This window comes from Arthrobacter sp. 10N44_2, from assembly GCF_056394385.1.
In genome coordinates, this window is record NZ_JBFTHT010000018.1 from 55,636 (window position 1) to 72,954 (window position 17,319).

Annotated in this window: 14 protein-coding genes and 1 pseudogene; 6 read left to right on the forward strand and 9 right to left on the reverse strand. The window is 67.4% G+C overall.

Translation table 11 applies throughout. The features are described from left to right. Window positions 1–37: 37 nt before the first annotated feature. Window positions 38–1,639: an MFS transporter gene (locus AC1DBX_RS17190; RefSeq protein WP_476849874.1), complete on the reverse strand. Its 1,602-nt coding sequence runs from the start codon at window positions 1,637–1,639 to the stop codon at window positions 38–40. Window positions 1,640–2,009: 370 nt separating this feature from the next. On the opposite strand from AC1DBX_RS17190, the gene AC1DBX_RS17195 reads away from it, so the two are divergent. Beyond that, complete coding sequence (locus tag AC1DBX_RS17195) at window positions 2,010–2,267, forward strand: hypothetical protein (RefSeq protein ID WP_476932312.1); 258 nt, start codon at window positions 2,010–2,012, stop codon at window positions 2,265–2,267. Window positions 2,268–2,292: 25 nt separating this feature from the next. Here the strand turns inward: AC1DBX_RS17195 and AC1DBX_RS17200 are convergent, their stop codons facing one another. Then, window positions 2,293–4,866, reverse strand: coding sequence for an ATP-dependent DNA ligase (locus AC1DBX_RS17200; protein ID WP_476932318.1), 2,574 nt, complete (start codon window positions 4,864–4,866; stop codon window positions 2,293–2,295). A gap of 109 nt (window positions 4,867–4,975) precedes the next feature. Between AC1DBX_RS17200 and ku the strand changes: the two genes are divergently transcribed. Then, entirely contained in the window at window positions 4,976–5,974 is a 999-nt protein-coding gene (gene ku, locus AC1DBX_RS17205; protein ID WP_476932313.1) for a non-homologous end joining protein Ku, read from the forward strand. A 35-nt stretch (window positions 5,975–6,009) separates the two neighbouring features. Here ku and AC1DBX_RS17210 read toward each other — a convergent pair whose 3' ends face one another. The 6 genes from AC1DBX_RS17210 to AC1DBX_RS17235 all read right to left on the reverse strand — a co-directional run bounded on the left by AC1DBX_RS17210 (window position 6,010) and on the right by AC1DBX_RS17235 (window position 11,644). Next, entirely contained in the window at window positions 6,010–6,297 is a 288-nt protein-coding gene (locus AC1DBX_RS17210) for a DUF7218 family protein (protein ID WP_476932314.1), read from the reverse strand. 323 nt (window positions 6,298–6,620) lie between these two features. Then, on the reverse strand, window positions 6,621–6,902 hold the full coding sequence (locus AC1DBX_RS17215) for an HPr family phosphocarrier protein (RefSeq protein WP_018774864.1): 282 nt from the start codon (window positions 6,900–6,902) through the stop codon (window positions 6,621–6,623). 67 nt (window positions 6,903–6,969) lie between these two features. Beyond that, window positions 6,970–9,048 carry a PTS fructose transporter subunit IIABC gene (locus tag AC1DBX_RS17220; RefSeq protein ID WP_476932315.1) on the reverse strand — a complete coding sequence of 693 codons (2,079 nt, stop codon included), beginning with the start codon at window positions 9,046–9,048 and terminating at the stop codon, window positions 6,970–6,972. Window positions 9,049–9,050: 2 nt separating this feature from the next. After that, entirely contained in the window at window positions 9,051–10,037 is a 987-nt protein-coding gene (locus AC1DBX_RS17225; RefSeq protein ID WP_230008209.1) for a 1-phosphofructokinase family hexose kinase, read from the reverse strand. Continuing rightward, window positions 10,034–10,852, reverse strand: coding sequence for a DeoR/GlpR family DNA-binding transcription regulator (locus AC1DBX_RS17230; protein ID WP_476859483.1), 819 nt, complete (start codon window positions 10,850–10,852; stop codon window positions 10,034–10,036). Before AC1DBX_RS17230 ends, AC1DBX_RS17225 begins: the two co-directional genes overlap by 4 nt. 528 nt (window positions 10,853–11,380) lie before the next feature. Next, window positions 11,381–11,644 carry a DUF6458 family protein gene (locus AC1DBX_RS17235; RefSeq protein WP_476932316.1) on the reverse strand — a complete coding sequence of 88 codons (264 nt, stop codon included), beginning with the start codon at window positions 11,642–11,644 and terminating at the stop codon, window positions 11,381–11,383. A gap of 262 nt (window positions 11,645–11,906) precedes the next feature. On the opposite strand from AC1DBX_RS17235, the gene AC1DBX_RS17240 reads away from it, so the two are divergent. The 4 genes from AC1DBX_RS17240 (at window position 11,907) to AC1DBX_RS17255 (ending at window position 16,437) form a co-directional block, all read left to right on the forward strand. Then, a complete protein-coding gene (locus AC1DBX_RS17240) occupies window positions 11,907–12,524 on the forward strand; it encodes an alpha/beta hydrolase (protein ID WP_079552210.1) in 618 nt (205 codons plus the stop codon). Between the two features lie 285 nt (window positions 12,525–12,809). Beyond that, complete coding sequence (locus tag AC1DBX_RS17245) at window positions 12,810–13,181, forward strand: substrate-binding domain-containing protein (RefSeq protein ID WP_476870181.1); 372 nt, start codon at window positions 12,810–12,812, stop codon at window positions 13,179–13,181. 118 nt (window positions 13,182–13,299) lie between these two features. Next, window positions 13,300–14,043: an HAD family hydrolase gene (locus AC1DBX_RS17250; protein ID WP_476870180.1), complete on the forward strand. Its 744-nt coding sequence runs from the start codon at window positions 13,300–13,302 to the stop codon at window positions 14,041–14,043. Window positions 14,044–14,106: 63 nt separating this feature from the next. Next, complete coding sequence (locus AC1DBX_RS17255) at window positions 14,107–16,437, forward strand: glycoside hydrolase family 65 protein (RefSeq protein WP_476932317.1); 2,331 nt, start codon at window positions 14,107–14,109, stop codon at window positions 16,435–16,437. A gap of 79 nt (window positions 16,438–16,516) precedes the next feature. Here AC1DBX_RS17255 and AC1DBX_RS17260 read toward each other — a convergent pair. Continuing rightward, a pseudogene (locus tag AC1DBX_RS17260) lies at window positions 16,517–17,319 on the reverse strand (IS30 family transposase); the annotation flags it as partial.

Below are 17,319 nucleotides of genomic sequence, written 5' to 3' on the forward strand. Positions count from 1 at the left end.
GACTGCTGCTGCTGCCGGTCCGGTAGGGCCGGCAGGCTTAGGCTGTGGCCGGGACTTTCTCGGCATCCCCGCGCCCTGCGGTGGAATCGACGGCCGGTGCGACCATGGGCATGTCCATGTGCTCGAGGTCGATCAGCGGGTTCTCGTCCTGCGTCGCGACCAGCTCGCGGGCCTCAGCCTGGGTGTCCACGCTCGGCATTGAGCCGGGCAGCGGCATCTGCGCGGATTCCTTGAGGAAGTAGATCGCTACTGCGCCGATCGCCGAGGTGGCCATCAGGTAGTAGGCCGGCATCATGTCGTTGCCGGTTGCGCTGATCAGGGCGGCAACGATGAACGGCGTGGTGCCGCCGAAGATGGCCACCGAGAAGTTGTACGCGATGCCCATGGCGCCGTAGCGGCTGGCCGTCGGGAACTGGGCCGGCAGGGCCGACGCCAGGTTGGCCACGTAGAACGTCACGGGGAAGGCAATCAGGGAAAGGCCGGCCAGCGTGGACCAGATTTCACCGATGCCGATCAGCAGGAAGGCGGGGGTGGCGAGGACGACGGTGCTGATGGCGCCGATCCACAGCACGGGGCGGCGGCCGATCCGGTCAGAAAGCCTGCCGGTCAGCGGGATGCAGAGGCTCATGATGACCAGCACGGGGATGGTCAGCAGCGTGCCGTGCAGCTCGTCGTAGCCCTTGGACTCCGTCAGGTACGTCGGCATGTAGGAGGTCAGTGCGTAGCCGGCGGTGTTTGCTGCCGCGACCAGGATCATCGCGACGATGAGGGAGCGCCAGTACGCCTTCACGATGCCCACCGGGCCCTTGGAGGCTGTGGTGTCCGAGGCGGTTGCGTCCTTGGCGAGGTTCTCCTGGGCATCCAGGGTTGCCTGGAACTGCGGGGATTCCTCGATCTTGCTCCGGAAGTACACGGCGATCAGGCCGAGCGGGCCGGCAAGGAGGAACGGGATGCGCCAGCCCCACTGCTCCATGGTGTCCTGGCCGAGGGTCAGCTGCAGCACCGAAACGAGGGCCGCGCCAAGGGCGAAACCGAGGTAGCTGCCCATGTCCAGGAAGCTGGCGAAGAATCCGCGGCGCTTGTCAGGGGCGTACTCGCTCACAAAGGTCGTGGCGCCGGCGTATTCACCGCCGGTAGAGAAGCCCTGGATAACTTTGAACAGGACCAGCAGGACCGCAGCCCAGATGCCGATCTGTGCGTAGCCGGGCAGGAGCCCGACGGCGAAGGTGCTGGCGGCCATGATCATCAGGGTCGCGGCGAGGACCTTCTGGCGGCCGATCTTGTCGCCAAGCCAGCCGAACACGACTCCGCCGAGGGGGCGGGCGATGAAGGTGGCGGCGAAGGTTCCGAGCAGGAACAGTGTCTGGACGGACTTGTCCGCCTCCGGCAGGAATACCGGTCCCATGGTGGTGATCAGGTAGCCGAACACGCCGACGTCGTACCACTCCATGGTGTTACCCACGATGGTGCCGCCGAGTGCCTTCTTGAGCATCGGCTGGTCGACAACGTTGACGTCGGACTCGCGGAGTCGACGGCGACGTAGCTTCGGTTTCTTCACACCCTTGGGTGCGCCTTGGTTGGTTCTGCTGGCGTCGATGACGCCTGCTGAAGAGTCGGTCGTGCTTCGGTCTGTGGGCATTTGGGAAGCTCCTAGGGAGATCATTTGCTTGCGACTTGTAGCTGCCCCGCTCTGGGCAGGCTTTCAATTTTACGGGAATTCTCTGGAGTTTCCGAGTTGCGTGCCGTATGATCGCCCATTTCGCGTGCAAATTGGGGGCAATTCACTAATTTCTTTTGCCCGCTTTCGCCGCGCGGATACTGGGAACCGGCCATCCCGGCGGCGCCGCGCCCAAAATTTTCCGCGCCAGCCCTCGATTGCGGGGGTTTCCGACGGGATTCGGGCCGACGGAAAGTCCGACGGCGGGCGCTACAGACATCTCCCCGGGGCAGTCCTACGATTGATGGACACTTCATTTCACAGCGGTTAATTACAGCGGAAAGGAAGATCAATGGCGGATCATCAGTTCGGAGAAGAAATCGAGCCCGAGGTCGCGAGCCATCTGGCGCAGTCCATGGCTGAAGCCCCGGGACCCGAGGCCCTGCACCACGCTCCCCCCGGGCCCGGCCAGGGACAGCAATGGCCGGACGGCGGCGGCAAGCAGCGGCACCCCAAGGACCGCGACACCGCCCGCGGGCGGCAGGGCCAGCAGGTGGCCGCCGGCGCCATGCACCGGCAAAGCCGTCCGCAGCTGCCCCACCACGACTAGCCCCATCACCGCTGGCCCCACACGACTAGGGGCCGGCGGCAGGGTCAGCCACGACGTCGGCTGGCGCCTTATCCAGGCGCCAGCCGCGCCACACCGGGTGCCGGAGCTTCCCGCTGCCGGTCCATTCCCCGAAAGTGACCTCGCCGACGAGTTTTGCGCTCACCCAGTTGGCGTCTGCCGCGTCAGCGTCCGGCACGTCCCGGAACGGGGAGGTCTTCCGTGGCAGGGCGTCGAGTTGTTGCCTGAGTTCCTTGAGTTCACGGGCGCTGAAGCCGCTGCCCACCCGGCCCACGTACCGTAGTTTCGAGCCGTCCGGAATCCCCAGCAGCAGCGAGCCCACGGATTCCCGGCGCCCCCCTTTCCCGGGCCGCCAGCCGCCCACCACCACCTCCTGGGTCCGTTCAACCTTGAGCTTGAGCCAGGACCGGCTGCGCTGGCCGACGTAGCGCCCGTCCGTGCGCTTGGCCATGACCCCCTCGAGCCCGAGCTCGGCGGCGCTTTCCAGGATGTGCGCGACGTCGCCATCGATCACCCCGGAAAGCTCCACCGGGGCGGCGGAAGGGCGGAAAAACTGCTCCAGCCGGCGGCGCCGCTCACTCAGCGGCTGGCGCCGCAGGTCCTCGCCGGCGTCGAAGAGCAGATCGAACAGCATCAGCCGCACGGGCGTCGACTGCTGCGCCCGGGCGACGTCGGCGGCCCTGCTCAGTTTCATGCGGCCCTGCAGCAGCCCGAAGTCGGGCCGGCCGGAGCGGCCGACGGCGATGATCTCGGCGTCGGCGACGAAGCCCTGCTCCGGCCAGGAGGACCGGTCCGTCAGCTCGGGGTAGCTCACTGACATGTCGATGCCATTGCGGCTGATGAGCCGGACTGTCGTTGCGTCGCCGATCACCAGGGCCCGCACCCCGTCCCACTTGAGCTCGATCTGCCAGTCCAGGTCCGGAAGGTCCGCCAGGGTCCCGGATGTGGCCAGCATCGGGCTGAATCCGGAGGCGTCGGGGGCACGTTCGGTGCCGGCGGCGGTTTCCGCTCCGCCCTCGCGGTGGCCGCGGCCGTCCGCTGAGCCGTCCTCCCCGCCGTCGTCCGCTGCCTCGTCAGTGTCTTTCTCGGTATGCTCCGCCGTGCCGGCCGGGTTGTCCGCTGTGCCGGCCGGGGGCCGCGGGCCGGGACGGCCTTGCGGGCCCGCAGGGTCCATCAGGTGGATCAGCCACTGGTCACCGGCCCGGCCGGTGTGGATCAGGGCGAACCTGCGCGCTCCGCCGAGGCCGCCGCCCTCCGCGCCGGTCAGGGTGGCGATGACCTCCTTGCCCGCGATCCATTTTTCGCATTCGTAGTGTCCGTGGTCCCAGATGCTGACCGTCCCGGCGCCGTACTGGCCTTTGGGAATGTCACCCTCGAAGTCGGCGTAGTCCAGCGGGTGGTCCTCGGTCTGGACCGCGAGGTGGTTCTTGGTTTTGCTGGTCGGGACGCCCTTGGGCAGCGCCCAGGACACCAGCACGCCGTCGCGTTCCAGCCGGAAGTCGTAGTGGAGCCGGCTGGCGTGGTGCTCCTGGATGACGAACTTCTCCCGCCGTGTCCCGCCGTCGTCCCCGGCGTGGTGACGGTCCGCGGTGAAGGGCTCGGGAGTGGCCGACCTGTCCCGTTTGGTGCGGTACTTTTCCAGCCGCGGATCGGTGTCGCCGCCGTCGCCGGCCGGCTCGGGAGAGATTTCGGCCCGTCCGCTGAGCCGGTGGTCCACCCGGCGGTCCGGCGCGTGCGCCGCCGGGGCTCCGGCGCCGTGCCGGCCGCCGGAAACCGGGGCGAACGGATCCTTGCCGGCTGCGACGCGCTTCATCACCTCCTGGAAATCCAGCTGGTGCAGCGACGCGGAGCTGAGTTCCCGCCATGTCCGCGGGGCGGCCACCGTCGGCCGGAGCCGTCCGCGCAGCGAGTACGGCACGATCGTGGTCTTGGCGGCGTTGTTCTGGCTCCAGTCCACCAGCACCTTGCCCGTGCGCAGGGTCTTTTTCATGTCGCTGACGGCGAGATCCGGGTGGTCTGCCTCGAGCGAGCGGGCCAGTTCGCGGGCGAAGTCGGAAATCCGGTCCGAGCTCTGGGACCCGTCCAGGGCCGCGTAGAGGTGGATGCCCTTGCTGCCGCTCGTCACCGGTACGGGGTCCAGGCCAACGTCCTGCAGGATGGTGCGGGCCAGCCTGGCCACCTCCACGCACTCCGCCAGTCCCGCGCCCTCGCCCGGGTCCAGGTCCAGCACCAGCCGGTCGGGCGGCATGGCGTTGCCGTGGGAGTCAACCCGCCACTGCGGCACGTGGATCTCCAGGGCCGCGATCTGGGCCAGCCAGGTGAGGGTGGCGGGATCATTGACCAGGGGATATTGGATGGTCCGGTCCTTGTGCGTGATGGCGGCACGGGGCACCCAGCCGGGCGTTGAATGGTCCAGGTTCTTCTGGAAGAACATCTCTCCCGGGGCATCTGCGGTCCCGACGCCGTGGACCCAGCGCTTCCGCGTGGCCGGCCGGTTGCGGGCGGCGGGGATCAGCACCGGCGCGACGGCGGCGTAGTAGGCCAGGACGTCGGCCTTGGTGGTGCCCGTCTCCGGGTACATGATTTTTTCCAGGTTGGTGAGCACCAGTTCGCGCCCGTCCACGCGGACGCGTTCCTTACCGTTGGGCAAAACCCTTCACCTCCGCGCAACTGTGATGTTCACTTGATCCATGAGAGCCATCTGGAAAGGCGCAATAGCGTTCGGGCTGGTCAACGTGCCGGTCAAGGTCTACAGCGCCACCGAGGACCACGACATCAGCCTCCACCAGGTCCACAACGCCGACGGCGGCCGGATCCGCTACCAGCGCCGTTGCGAGGTCTGCAGCAAGATCATCGACTACGAGGACATCGACAAGGCCTACGAGGACGACGGCCGCACGGTGGTCCTGACGCGCGACGAGCTCAAGTCCATCCCGGCGGAAAACAGCCACGAAATCGAAGTGGTCCAGTTCGTTCCGGTCGACCAGCTCGATCCGATGATGTTTGAAAAGAGCTACTACCTTGAACCCGACTCCAAGTCGCCCAAGGCGTATGTGCTGCTGCGGCGCGCCCTCGAGGACACGGACCGGGTCGCAATTGTGCAGTTCGCGCTCCGGGACAAGACCCGGCTTGGCGCGCTGAGGATTCGCGACGAGGTCCTGGTCCTGCAGTCGCTGCTGTGGGCCGACGAGGTCCGCGAGGCCAGCTTTCCCGCACTCGAGACCTCCATCCGGATCTCGGCGCAGGAACGCGAGATGTCCGCGGCCCTGGTTGACTCGATGGCCTCCGACTTTGAGCCGGACCAGTTCACGGACGATTACCAGGAGCAGTTGCGCCAGCTGATTGAGGCCAAGCTGGACAAGGGGGAGTCGCTGGACACGGAGGAGACCTTCGGCGCCCCCGCCGAGGCCGGCGAGGGCGAAGTTATCGACCTGATGGAAGCCCTCAAGCGCAGCATCGAGAAGAAGCGCGGCGGCGGGCCGGCGGAGACTCCTGCCGGGGGCTCCGGTTCTGCTGCGAAGGCCGCCCCGAGGACCTCCGCCAAGACGGCGGCAGCCAATGCCACAGGCACTAAATCCACGGCCACCAAGACGGCGGCAGCCAGGAACGGTTCCAAGGCTGCCGCGGCTTCCAAGACTGAAGCGGCGCCTAAAGTGACGGCGTCGAAGACGGCGCGAAAGCGTGCCTGAGCCCGGATGCCGGCTGGCGCCGTCGTGCACGTTAATCAGGAGTTCCGCAGGGCGGAGATGAGCTCGTTCTTCTTCTTGGCCGAGTAGCCTTTGAGGCCGATCTCCTTGGCGCGTGCCTTCAGCTGCGGCACTGTCCAGTCCTCGTAGTCTCCGGCCTTGCCGCCCTTGCGGCCGACCGAGGAACGGCCCCGCTTGGCGGCGGCGTTGGAGATCCTGGCGGCTCTTTGCTTGGAGGCGCCGTCCTCGAGCAACTTCTCATAGAGCTCGGGGTCCTTGATGCTGGGGCTCTCTGAGCCTTGTGGCTTGCCTTTCGTCGTTGGCATGGCTGCGCGATCATCTCCTTCGGCCGGGAACCACCTGGGCGGCGCCCCGCGGTCGGTGCCGCCGGGGGATTCCAAACTAGCCGCGCCGCGGGGCCGTGACAAGCATTTGCTAAGGCCGCTTATGAAAGTTGCCCTGACGGTCCGCCGCCAGAGCAACGCGGGGTCACTTAGCGCCCAAGTACCCCACCGGAATGGGCCGTAAATGACCCCGCGTTGCTTCTGAACGAAGCGGCAGGCAACGCGAAGGCCCGGCCGGCCCCTGATCGGGGGCGGCCGGGCCAACTGAAGCTGCCGGTGTTCCGGCGCGGGGCCGGAAGGTGAGGCTATTCGGCGTCGTGATCCGTCTCAAGGATCTGCACGAGGCGGTCAAGTGCGGCGTCGGCGCCCTCACCTTCGGCACGCAACACCACAACTTCGCCGTGCGATGCGCCGAGGCTCATCAGCGACAGGATGCTGGCGGCGTCCATCGCCTCGTCCTCGGGCTCGCCCAGCCGGGCAATCGTGATCTCGAGGTTGTCGAACTCGCCTGCAGCCTCGGCGAAGATGGCGGCCGGACGGGCGTGCAGCCCGACCCGGCTGGCAATGGTGGCGTTACGTTCGGTCATTTCTGCTCCTTGAAGTCAGCTTGGGTGTTTGTCAGCTGTGAGTATCTGCTTGGAAAATCGTCCCGGTTCAGGCGGCTACGGGAACCGTTTCCACCGTATCAACCGGCTTCTTGACTGCCCAGCGCTTGAGCCCGATCACGGCGAAGGCGCCGACAACGGTACCGGCCGCAATGGCGATGCAGAACCACAGGAACGAATCGATCGCGAAGAAGACGAAGATTCCGCCGTGCGGGGCCTTCGAGCCCACGCCGGCCGCCATCGAGATGGCACCGGTCACGGCGCCGCCGAGCATGCTGGCGGGGATGACGCGGAGCGGGTCCGCGGCGGCGAACGGGATGGCGCCTTCGGTGATGAAGGAGGCCCCCAGCAGCCAGGCAGCCTTGCCGTTTTCCTGTTCCGCAAGGCTGAAGAGCCTCTTGTTCAGCACGGTCGCGGCCAACGCCATGGCCAGCGGCGGGACCATGCCGGCGGCCATGACGGCCGCCATGATCTGCCACGGGGCCTGGTTGGTGATGGAGGCTGCGCCCAGGCCGGCGACTGCGAAGGAATAGGCAACCTTGTTGACGGGACCGCCGAGGTCGAAGCACATCATCAGGCCTAGGATGACGCCCAGGGCGATGGCGCTGGCACCGGTGAGGCCCGACAGGAACTCGTTGAGCCCGACAGTGACCCGGGCGATGTAAGCGCCCAGGAACACGAACAACAGGCCCGACGCCGCGAGCGACGCCACGAGCGGGATAACGACCACCGGCATCAGGCCGCGCAGCCAGCGGGCCACTTTAAGCTTGCCGATCGAATGGGCCACGTAGCCGGCGATCAGGCCGCCCACGATGCCGCCGAGGAACCCGGCACCCATGAAGACGGCAACGGCGCCGGAAACGAAGCCCGGGGCGATGCCGGGCCGGTCAGCAATGGCGTAGGCGATGTAGCCGGCCAGCGCGGGTACGAGGAAGCCCAGGGACAGGGCGCCGATCTTGAAGAGCACGGCCCCCAGGTAGGCGCCCAGCGGGCCCCAGGCCAGCTCCGGGTACACGGTGGGCAAGTTCGTGAGGCTGTTCTCCGCCAGGATCTTGTCCGCGAAGGCGGTGATGTTGTAGCCACCCAGCAGGAAGCCGAGGGCGATCAGCAGACCGCCGCCAGCCACGAACGGGATCATGTAGCTGACACCGGTCAGGAGGGCCTTCTTCAGCTTCGTGCCAATGTGCTCACTCTTTTCCTCGGCGGCCATCTCAGCCTGCTCCTCGGCGCCGAAGTGGGGCACGCGGTGGGCGTGCGGGTTGTCCGCTGCGGCGAGTGCCTCGGCGACCATCTTGTCCGGTTCGTCGATGCCGCGCTTGACCGGCGCGTTGATCACCGGCATGCCGGCGAAGCGCTCCTTGCCGCGCACGTCCACGTCCACTGCAAAGATCACGGCATCGGCGGCGGCGATCACGGCGGGGTCAAGTGCCTTGGCGCCGGAGGATCCCTGCGTTTCGACCTGCAGGTCCACGCCGACCTCCTTGGCCGCGGCGACGAGCGAGTCGGCGGCCATGTAGGTGTGGGCGATGCCGGTGGGGCACGCGGTGACGGCGACGAGGCGCTTGGGCCCCTTGGCCTTCGCCGCGCCGGCACCTTCACCGGTTGCGGCCGCCGCGGATGAGGCGCCGGCCGCGGATGCGGCGCCGGTCGCTTCGGCAGCGGTGTGGGCGGCCGGCTTGTCCGCCAGGGCGGCGTCGACGAGGTCGACAATTTCCGCCTCGGAGGTCGCGGCGCGCAGGCTGGCCGTGAAGTCCTTCTTGATCAGCGACCGCGCCAGCTTCGAAAGCAGCTTCAAGTGGTCCTGGTCCGCGCCCTCGGGAGCGGCGATGAAGAAGATGATGTCAGCGGGCCCGTCCTTGGCGCCGAAGTCGACCGGCTGGGACAGCCGCGCCATCGCCAGCGTGGGTTCGGTGACCGCCGTCGAGCGGCAGTGCGGGATCGCGATGCCGCCCGGGACGCCCGTGGCGGTCTTGGATTCCCGGGCGAAGGCATCGGCGAAAAGCCCTTCGGCCTCGGTGGCGCGTCCGGTGGCTGCAACCCTGCCTGCCAGATGCCGGATCACGTCCTCGGGCGAGCTGCCCAGATTCTGGTCGAGCTCGACCAGTTCGGTGGTAATGAGCTGTGTCACTGTCAATCCTTCCGGAGGGCCGTGATGGTTACGGCATCAGGGGTGGTTTGGTTGACTGCCGGGACAGTGGAGCCAGGCAGGGAAGCGGCGGCGGCACCATGGGCCACCGCCTGACGGAGGCAATCGACCGGGGCGGCGCCCTGGCTGGATGCGAGCAGGTATCCGGCCAGCGAGGAATCGCCGGCGCCGACAGTGCTGACCGCGGTGACCGGCGGGTGCGTGGCCAGCCACGCGCCGTCGGCCGTCACAAGAACGGCACCCTTGGAGCCGAGGGTGGCCAGTACGGCACCCACTCCGGAGCGCACGACGGCGGAGGCGGCAGCTGCTGCAGCCTCAGGGTCCGCTTCGAGCTCCTCGGCGGACTTGTTCGTGGCGAAACCGGCTGCGGCAGCCAGTTCCACCAGTTCCTCGGCGTTGGGTTTCAAGAGGTCCGGCTTTCCCGAGGTGTCGCCGGAGACCGCTGCGGCGAGGGGTTCGCCGGATGAATCGACGGCGACCCGTGGTGCGGCCTCGCCGTCGAACATGGACCGCAGCCGCCGGGTGACGGTCGCGTAGAAGTCGGCCGGGACCCCGGGTGGGAGCGAGCCGGCCAGGACTACCCAGGCGGCACCGCGGGCGTGGTCCAGCAACAGGCTGATCAGGGCCTCCTGCTGCTCCTCGCTGAGGGCCGGTCCGGGTTCATTGATCTTGGTGGTGACGCCGCCGGGCTCGGTGAGGGCCACGTTGCTGCGCAGCGGCTCGCCAATCGGGAGGGCCGCGAACGGAACGTCGGTCTCCCGCAGGCCGGTGAGGACGGGGTCGGCCTCGGCGCCGGGGAGAACTGCGACTGTCTTCAGCCCCGACGCGACGAGGGCGCGGGAGACGTTGACTCCCTTGCCGCCGGATTCCTGGCGGACGGAGATGGCCCGCTGAACTTCCCCGCGGAGGAGGGGGCCGGGCAGCGCCACGGTGCGGTCCAAGCTGGGGTTGGCGGTGAGGGTGACAATCACGCGACCACCACCTCCACTCCGGCTTCCGCAAGGGCGTCGGCGAGTTCCCGGCTGGGTTGCGTGTCTGTGATCACGGTGTCCAGATCTTTCAACGAGGCGAACTGGACCAGCGTTTCCGCGTCCAGCTTGGAGGAGTCAGCCAGCACCACAATGCGGCGCGCTGATTGGACGAAGGCAGCCTTGACAGCGGCTTCTTCAGGATCGGGTGTGCTCAGCCCGAAGGCTGCATGGATGCCGTTGGTGCCGATGAAGGCGATGTCCGGGCGGATCCGGCGGGCGGCTTCCACCGTGGACTGGCCGACGGCGGCCTGGGTCAGGCCGCGGACCTTGCCGCCGAGCAGGTGCAGGGCGATCCCAGGTCCGCCGGACAGCCGGGACGCGATGGGCAGGGAGTGGGTGATGACGACGAGTTCGGCGTCGGACCCGGACGCCGCAACGGTGCCCTGCGCGGCGGCTCCGGCGGCCCGGGCGGACAGGAGTTCGGCGAGGGCCTCCGTGGTGGAGCCGGCGTCGATCAGGATGCTGCCGGTGAGGCCCTGGGGAATGAGGGCCAAGGCGGCCTCGGCGATCCGGGTCTTCTCGGGCTGCCGCTGGACGGTCCGCTCCAGGATGCTTTCTTCCGTGGTGCTGAAGCGGTCCGGGGAGACCGCGCCGCCGTGCACCCGGCGCACGCTGCCGGAGGCTTCCAGGGCGGCGAGGTCCCGGCGGATGGTTTCGGTGGTGATGCTGAAGCGCTCGGCCAGGTCCGTGACACTGGCCCGGCCGCTGGCGTAGATGAGCCCCACGATCAGCTGCTGGCGTTCTTCGGCGAACACTTACCCTCCATTGCGTACTGCGTCTGACTTGGTTCTTGTTCTTGCCGTGCGTTGAGCTGGAATTGCGCCCTGGCCGCTTCGGTGACTCCCGTCACATGAAGTGGAATTATTTGACTTTATCTTTGTTCTTGTTGGTTTGTCAATGAAAAACCACATGAACGCAGAAGGGTGGGCTTCGCCGCGGGACATGTCCAGTGGTCGGGCCGCGTTCCGGCGGGGATATGTCCAGTGTTCGGACCGCGGAGTGGGCATTTGGGGAATGTGTCCATGGGCTGCCGCGGGGGCTGGGCATGTGCTGCGCTTGGGGTGGTTGCGGGCCGGGCGCCGGGGGGGGGGGGGGGCATGTCCAGTGTTCGGGCCGCGGAGTGGGCACTTGGGGGATATGTCCATGGGCTGCCGCGGGGGCTGGGCATGTGCTGCGCTTGGGGTGGTTGCGGGCCGGGATGGCGGAAGCCGGGCCCGACCTCGAGGTCCGGCCCGGCTTCCGGGTCGTTTAATTCCGCGCCGCTCAGTGGGTGCGGGGAAATCTCAGATGCCTGCGTCGCGGCTCTCATTGCGGGTGATGGTCTCGCCGGTGTTGGGGTCCACTACCGTGCGGCTTTCGCTGACCCGGCGCGTGCGGCCGCGTCCTGGGCCGGCGAGGACGAGAGAAGCGATGAGTCCAATCACGCCGACCGCCATCAGGATGTAGCCGATCATGGCCTGGTTCACATTGGGGATCAGCCCCGGGACGACGGCCCAGGCCAGGATGGCGCCGATGGCGATGAGGAAGATTGCGGAACCGATTCTCATAACGTGCTCCTTGATGCCCGGGGGGCGGACTGATGATGGTAAGCATGCTGTCCAGCGTCACGCTACAACCCCGCCCCTACTGTTTCAATGAAGCACCCTCCGCCCCGCGGGGAAAATTTCCGCGCCGGTTTCGGCCAGCCGCGCCTTTTCCAGACGGATGCGCCACGGATCCGGGGAGCGGAGGTCCGCTTCCGCCGCGGAAACCGCGGAGCGCGGCCCCGTGCGGGGCGGGACGCGTGGCGGTGCTGGATAGGCTGAGCCAATGGAGACGGTGATCTGGTCAAAACCCGAACACGAACGCGGCGGCACCCCGCTGCTGGTGATGCTGCACGGCTACGGCACGGACGAATTCCGCATGTCCAAGCTGTTCGCTTCCCTGCCGCCCGAGTTCAGCTGCGCCGCCCTGCGTGGACCCAAGGACATTGGAGACCACTACGGCTGGTTCCTGCTGGACTATTTCCTCACCCATGACTTTGCCGACGTCATCGCCTCCACGAACGCGGTCTTCGCCTGGATCGAGTCGGTCAAAGCCCGGCACAGCAGCGTCAGCCTGTTCGGATTTTCGCAGGGGATGGCGATGGCCAGCACGCTCCTGCGGCTCCGGCCGGAACAATTCCGCGCAGCTGTGGGGCTCTCGGGTTTTGTCCTGGACAACGAACTGCTGGCGATGAGTGAATCGTTCACCGCCCGGCCGCCGTTCTTTTGGGGCCGGGACAAGGGCGACGTCGTCATCAACGACGCCGCTACCGAGCACACCGAGGCTTGGCTGAACCGGAATACCCAGCTCACAGCCAGGACCTATCCGGGCATGGGCCACACGATCTCGAAGGCCGAACTCGTAGACGTCAGCGCGTTCCTTCGGCACTACGTCCTGCGCTGACCGGGCGCTGACCAAGGCGCTGACCAAGACACCCGCCGGTCCCGCCAACCCACGGCCAAGCAGGCCTGCCAACCCGTTCCCGCTCCGCTGCCAAACTCAGAATCATCCACTTGCATGCCAAATATGTAAGCGCTTACAATCGACCTCGGCCATGAACACCGGGCCCACTACTTCGGGGGGAAGAAAGGGCTGAGCCCGTGCCGCAGGCCAATACCCCGCGCGTGAGAATCCAGCACGTCCCCGCGCTCCCCGGACTCTCCAGCTGCACCGTCTCCTCCGGACCTCGTGCTCGACGCCGGCTCCAGCATCGAAGGCGGCCGGCTAGCCATGGTGGAGCCTGTGGAAAACCCCGGGATGCCGTCCGCGGTCTTCGCCGGTTGCGACGAGACGGCCTGCGGTGCGCTCATGGCCATGCGGGAGCTCGGTTTGTCAGCGCCGGAAAACGTGTCCATCATAGGAATAGACGATCATCAGATGAGTTGGTTCCTGGGCCTGACCATAATTGCCCAGCCGCTGGCCGGCCAGGGCGCGTTCGCGGCCAACCTGCTGATTGAAAGACTTCATCGCTCAGGACTTGCCACGCCGCCTGCCAGTCCGCCTTCGAACCATCTGCTGGACACCAAATTGGTAGAGCGCACCAGCACGCGCCGACGCTGATCCGGACGGCGTCCGACGCCGGAACGGCCCCCAACAGAGCAGCCCTGAACTGCCTGCCTTAGACCATCGCTTTGACCAAACCGTCTTGCCTGCCCGTCGTCTGAAAGGACCTCGACTCATGACTGTAGTTCCCGACACCTCCGGCCTCGCCGGTGCGCTCTCCGGTGCAACCGCCATCCTTTTTGACCTCGACGGCGTCCTGACCCCCACCGCCGTGGTGCACGAGCACGCCTGGAAGCAGCTCTTTGACGGCTTCCTGGCCTCGGTCCCCGGTGCTGAGCCCTACCGTGAGAGCGACTATTTCGACCACATCGACGGCAAGCCGCGGTTTGACGGCGTCCGGGACTTCCTGGCCTCCCGCGGGATTGTGCTGCCCGAGGGCCCGCTGAACGACGAGCCCGCGCATGACACCGTCCACGGACTCGGAAACCGCAAGAACAAGGTCTTCAACGACATCGTCGAGGCCGGCGGAGTCCAGCCGTACGAGGGCTCCGTCCGGCTGGTTGAGGCCGCGCTGGCCCGCGGACTCAAGCTCGCCGTCGTCTCCTCTTCCCGCAACGCCCCTGCCGTGCTGAAGGCTGCCGGCCTGTCCGACTACTTCCCGGTGGTGGTCGACGGCGTCGTCGCCGTCGCCGAGGGGCTGCCCGGCAAGCCCAGCCCGGCCACCTACGAATACGCCGCGAGGCTTCTGGGCCTGCCAAGCCAGGAGTGCGTCGTGGTGGAGGACGCCGTCTCCGGCGTCCAGGCCGGCAGCGCGGGAGACTTCCGCTCGGTGATCGGCGTCGACCGCGGCGCCGGCCGGCAGACCCTGCTCGACGCCGGGGCCACGGTCGTGGTCAACGACCTCGCCGAACTGCTCTAGCCCGGCCCGCTCACCCCACCGCCCAGCCCACTGCCCACTCCCGCCGAAGGAACCCCCTAAACCATGGCTCTCATCACCTCGGACCGCGCCCGGTTCCCCAACGATCCCTGGCAGCTGGTCGAGACCGTTCACCTCCCCGGCAATGCCGGCACCCTGGAGACCCTGTTCAGCCTCGGCAACGGGCACCTGGGCATCCGCGGCGCGCACTGGGGTGCCGCGGACGCCGAACTTCCGGGCAGCTTCATCAACGGCTTCCACGAGACCTGGGACATCAAGCACGCGGAAAACGCGTACGGCTTCGCCCGCACCGGCCAGCGGATCCTCTACGTCCCGGACGCCAACAACTTCACCGTCATCATCGACGGCGAGCCGCTGAGCCTGGAGGAGTCCACCGTGCTGGACTACCGCCGCTCGGTGGATTTCGCCACGGGTATCTACGAGTGCCGGATCACCTGGCAGTGCCGTTCCGGCGCGACCGTGACCACCACCGAACGGCGCGCCGTCGGTTACGCAACCCGCGGGGCGCTGGGCATCAGCCTCGAAGTGGCGGCCGACCGGGATATCTCCGCGGACGTCACGTCCTCGGTCATCAACCGCCAGGACCAGCCGGTGGAGGACCACTCCGCCCATGATCCGCGCCGCGCCGGCCGCCACGCCGGCCGTGTGCTGCTGCCCCTGCGGCTCGACGGCGGGGACGGCTCCCTGCGCCTGTCCTGGGAAGCCTCGGAATCCAAGCAGCGGCTCGGGATGGCCGTGGATCACTGGACCTCGGCCGGCGTGCAGCCGTTCGACACCCAGGTGGACCAGGACGACAGCAGCGTGCGCTACGTGCTCGCCGTCAGCGCGGACGCACCGTTCGTGCTGGAGAAAAGCGTCAGCTACGCCGTGGGTCAGGCCGCCGAGGACCTCGCCGACAACGCCGAAGCCAGCCTCAAGCCGGTCAGCGAGATCTTCACCGAGAGCGAGGACCACTACCGCGCCTACTGGAGCACAAGCGACATCGTCCTTGCGGGCCAGACCGAGCTCCAGCAGGGCGTGCGCTGGAACCTCTTCCAGCTCGCGCAGGCCACGGCCTGCGCCGATGTGGCCGGCATCCCGGCCAAGGGCGTGTCCGGCTCCGGCTACGACGGCCACTACTTCTGGGACCAGGAGGTGTACCTGCTGCCCTACTTGACCTACACGAACCCGGGCAACGCCCGCCAGGTCCTGGAATTCCGCCACGACCTCCTGCCCGAGGCGAAGATCCGCGCCAAGGAACTCAGCGTCGACGGCGCCCTCTTCCCCTGGCGCACCATCAACGGACTCGAGGCCAGCGCCTACTACGCGGCCGGCACCGCACAGTTCCACATCGCCGCCGCGATCGCCTTCGCGACCAACCGGTACATCTGGGCCAGCGGGGACACCGGGTTCCAGGCCACCCTGGGCTCCGATCTGCTGATCGAGACTGCACGGATGTGGGTCTCACTCGGCTTCTTCGGCAAGGACGGACTGTTCCACATCCACGGCGTCACGGGTCCCGACGAGTACACCGCCGTCGTCAACGACAACCTGTACACGAACGTCATGGCGCGCTTCAACCTGCGCGCCGCGGCGGCACTGGACCACCCGGAGATCGACGACGCCGAACGCCAGCTCTGGGAGCAGGCAGCAAACCGCATGCAGCTGCCCTACGACGAGGACCTCCAGGTCCATTCCCAGGACAACGACTTCATGACCCTGGAACCGTGGGACTGGACCACGCCCCGGTCCAAGTACCCGCTCCTGCTGCACTTCCACCCGCTGGTGATCTACCGTCACCAGGTCCTTAAGCAGGCCGACACCGTGCTGGCCATGTTCCTGCAGTGGCAGGACTTCACCGCCGAGGAAAAGCGCCGCGCCTTCGATTTCTACGACCCCATCACCACGGGCGACTCCACGCTGTCCGCCTGCGTCCAGGGCATCATGGCGGCCGAGGTCGGCTACGGCAAGGCCGCGCTGGACCACTTCACCCACGCCCTGTTCATCGATCTCGACGACACCCACGGCAACACGATCGACGGCGTCCACATCGCCTCCACCGGCGGGGTGTGGAGCTCGCTGGTCAGCGGCTTCGCCGGGCTGCGGGACCAGGGCGCTGTGCCGTACTTCGACCCCCGGCTGCCTGCCGAATGGGACGGCCTCGAGTTCCACCTGAAGATCCAGGGCAGGCTCCTGCACGTCGGGCTCGAACCGGATTCGATCAGCCTGACCGTCCGCGACGGCGCGCCGCTGGAGGTCGACGTGCGCGGGGAACTGCTCACGGTCGACGGCGGCCCGGTCCGGGTCCCGCTGGCGCCCGTCACCGTCCCGGAACCGACCATCTTCCCCAGCGGCCTTCCGACGTCGTCGATCCCGGTGGTGCGCGCCGCAGTCTAAACCGCCGCCGAAGCAACGCGGGGTCACTTATCGCCCATGATCCCCCCTCAAAGTCAATTGGTCGTTGCAACAACGGGGTTTAGGCCGCGGCGGCGATGAGGTGGCGCATGCGTTGTTTGGGGGTTTCGAGGTTCAGCGTGGGGCGGGGCCGGTTGTTGAGCTTGTCGGCGATTGCCTCGAGGTCCTCGGCGGTGACTGAGTGATCATCGCGTCGGCGACTTCCTGGGCGGTGTGCCGGCCGGGCAGGTGCAGCAGCATCGTGTATCGGGTGGCGCGCTCGACCAAGGTGCCGATGGCGCTGCGGCCGTCTTTGCCGATGATGAGATCGCCTTCCCAATGCCCTGGAACGGCACGGTCGGCGGCTTCGGCGGGGCGTTCTGAGATCTTCGGAGCGTCCTTGTAGTGCTGCCCTGCGTTTCCCCGGGGCCGCTCACCGTGGGGCGTTCTTTTGCTCCGGCTGGTGCTGAGGCACCGGTAGAGATCCTTGCGCAACTCGCCCCGGCCCTGGACGTAGAGGCTCTGATAAATCGTTTCGTGGCTGACCTGCATGCTCTCATCGTGGCCGAAGGTCTGCTTCAGAACCAAGGAAACCAGTTTCGGCGACCAGCCATCATCCATGGCGTCCTCGACGTATTTGGCCAAGTCAGGGTTCTGAAGCCTGAAGGCTTTGGGGCGCCGGGCACGCTGATGGGTGCGTATCTGTGCCACATCGGCCTGATACGTCCCGTCAGCGCCCCGGTTCCGCCGGATTTCCCGCCAGACCACCGACCTGTCCCGGCCGATTTCCCGGGCGATCGCCGCGACCCTTGCGCCCTCGCGGACCCGGATCATGATCACCGCCCGATCCACCAGATCAAGCCGGTTGGACCCGGGCCGGACAGC

Coding starts and splice junctions, on each gene's coding strand:
- AC1DBX_RS17190 (WP_476849874.1), bottom strand. CDS start 1,639: ATGCCCACAGACCGAAGCACGACCGACTCTTCAGCAGGCGTCATCGAC.
- AC1DBX_RS17195 (WP_476932312.1), top strand. CDS start 2,010: ATGGCGGATCATCAGTTCGGAGAAGAAATCGAGCCCGAGGTCGCGAGC.
- AC1DBX_RS17200 (WP_476932318.1), bottom strand. CDS start 4,866: ATGTACCCGGAGACGGGCACCACCAAGGCCGACGTCCTGGCCTACTAC.
- ku (WP_476932313.1), top strand. CDS start 4,976: ATGAGAGCCATCTGGAAAGGCGCAATAGCGTTCGGGCTGGTCAACGTG.
- AC1DBX_RS17210 (WP_476932314.1), bottom strand. CDS start 6,297: ATGCCAACGACGAAAGGCAAGCCACAAGGCTCAGAGAGCCCCAGCATC.
- AC1DBX_RS17215 (WP_018774864.1), bottom strand. CDS start 6,902: ATGACCGAACGTAACGCCACCATTGCCAGCCGGGTCGGGCTGCACGCC.
- AC1DBX_RS17235 (WP_476932316.1), bottom strand. CDS start 11,644: ATGAGAATCGGTTCCGCAATCTTCCTCATCGCCATCGGCGCCATCCTG.
- AC1DBX_RS17240 (WP_079552210.1), top strand. CDS start 11,907: ATGGAGACGGTGATCTGGTCAAAACCCGAACACGAACGCGGCGGCACC.
- AC1DBX_RS17250 (WP_476870180.1), top strand. CDS start 13,300: ATGACTGTAGTTCCCGACACCTCCGGCCTCGCCGGTGCGCTCTCCGGT.
- AC1DBX_RS17255 (WP_476932317.1), top strand. CDS start 14,107: ATGGCTCTCATCACCTCGGACCGCGCCCGGTTCCCCAACGATCCCTGG.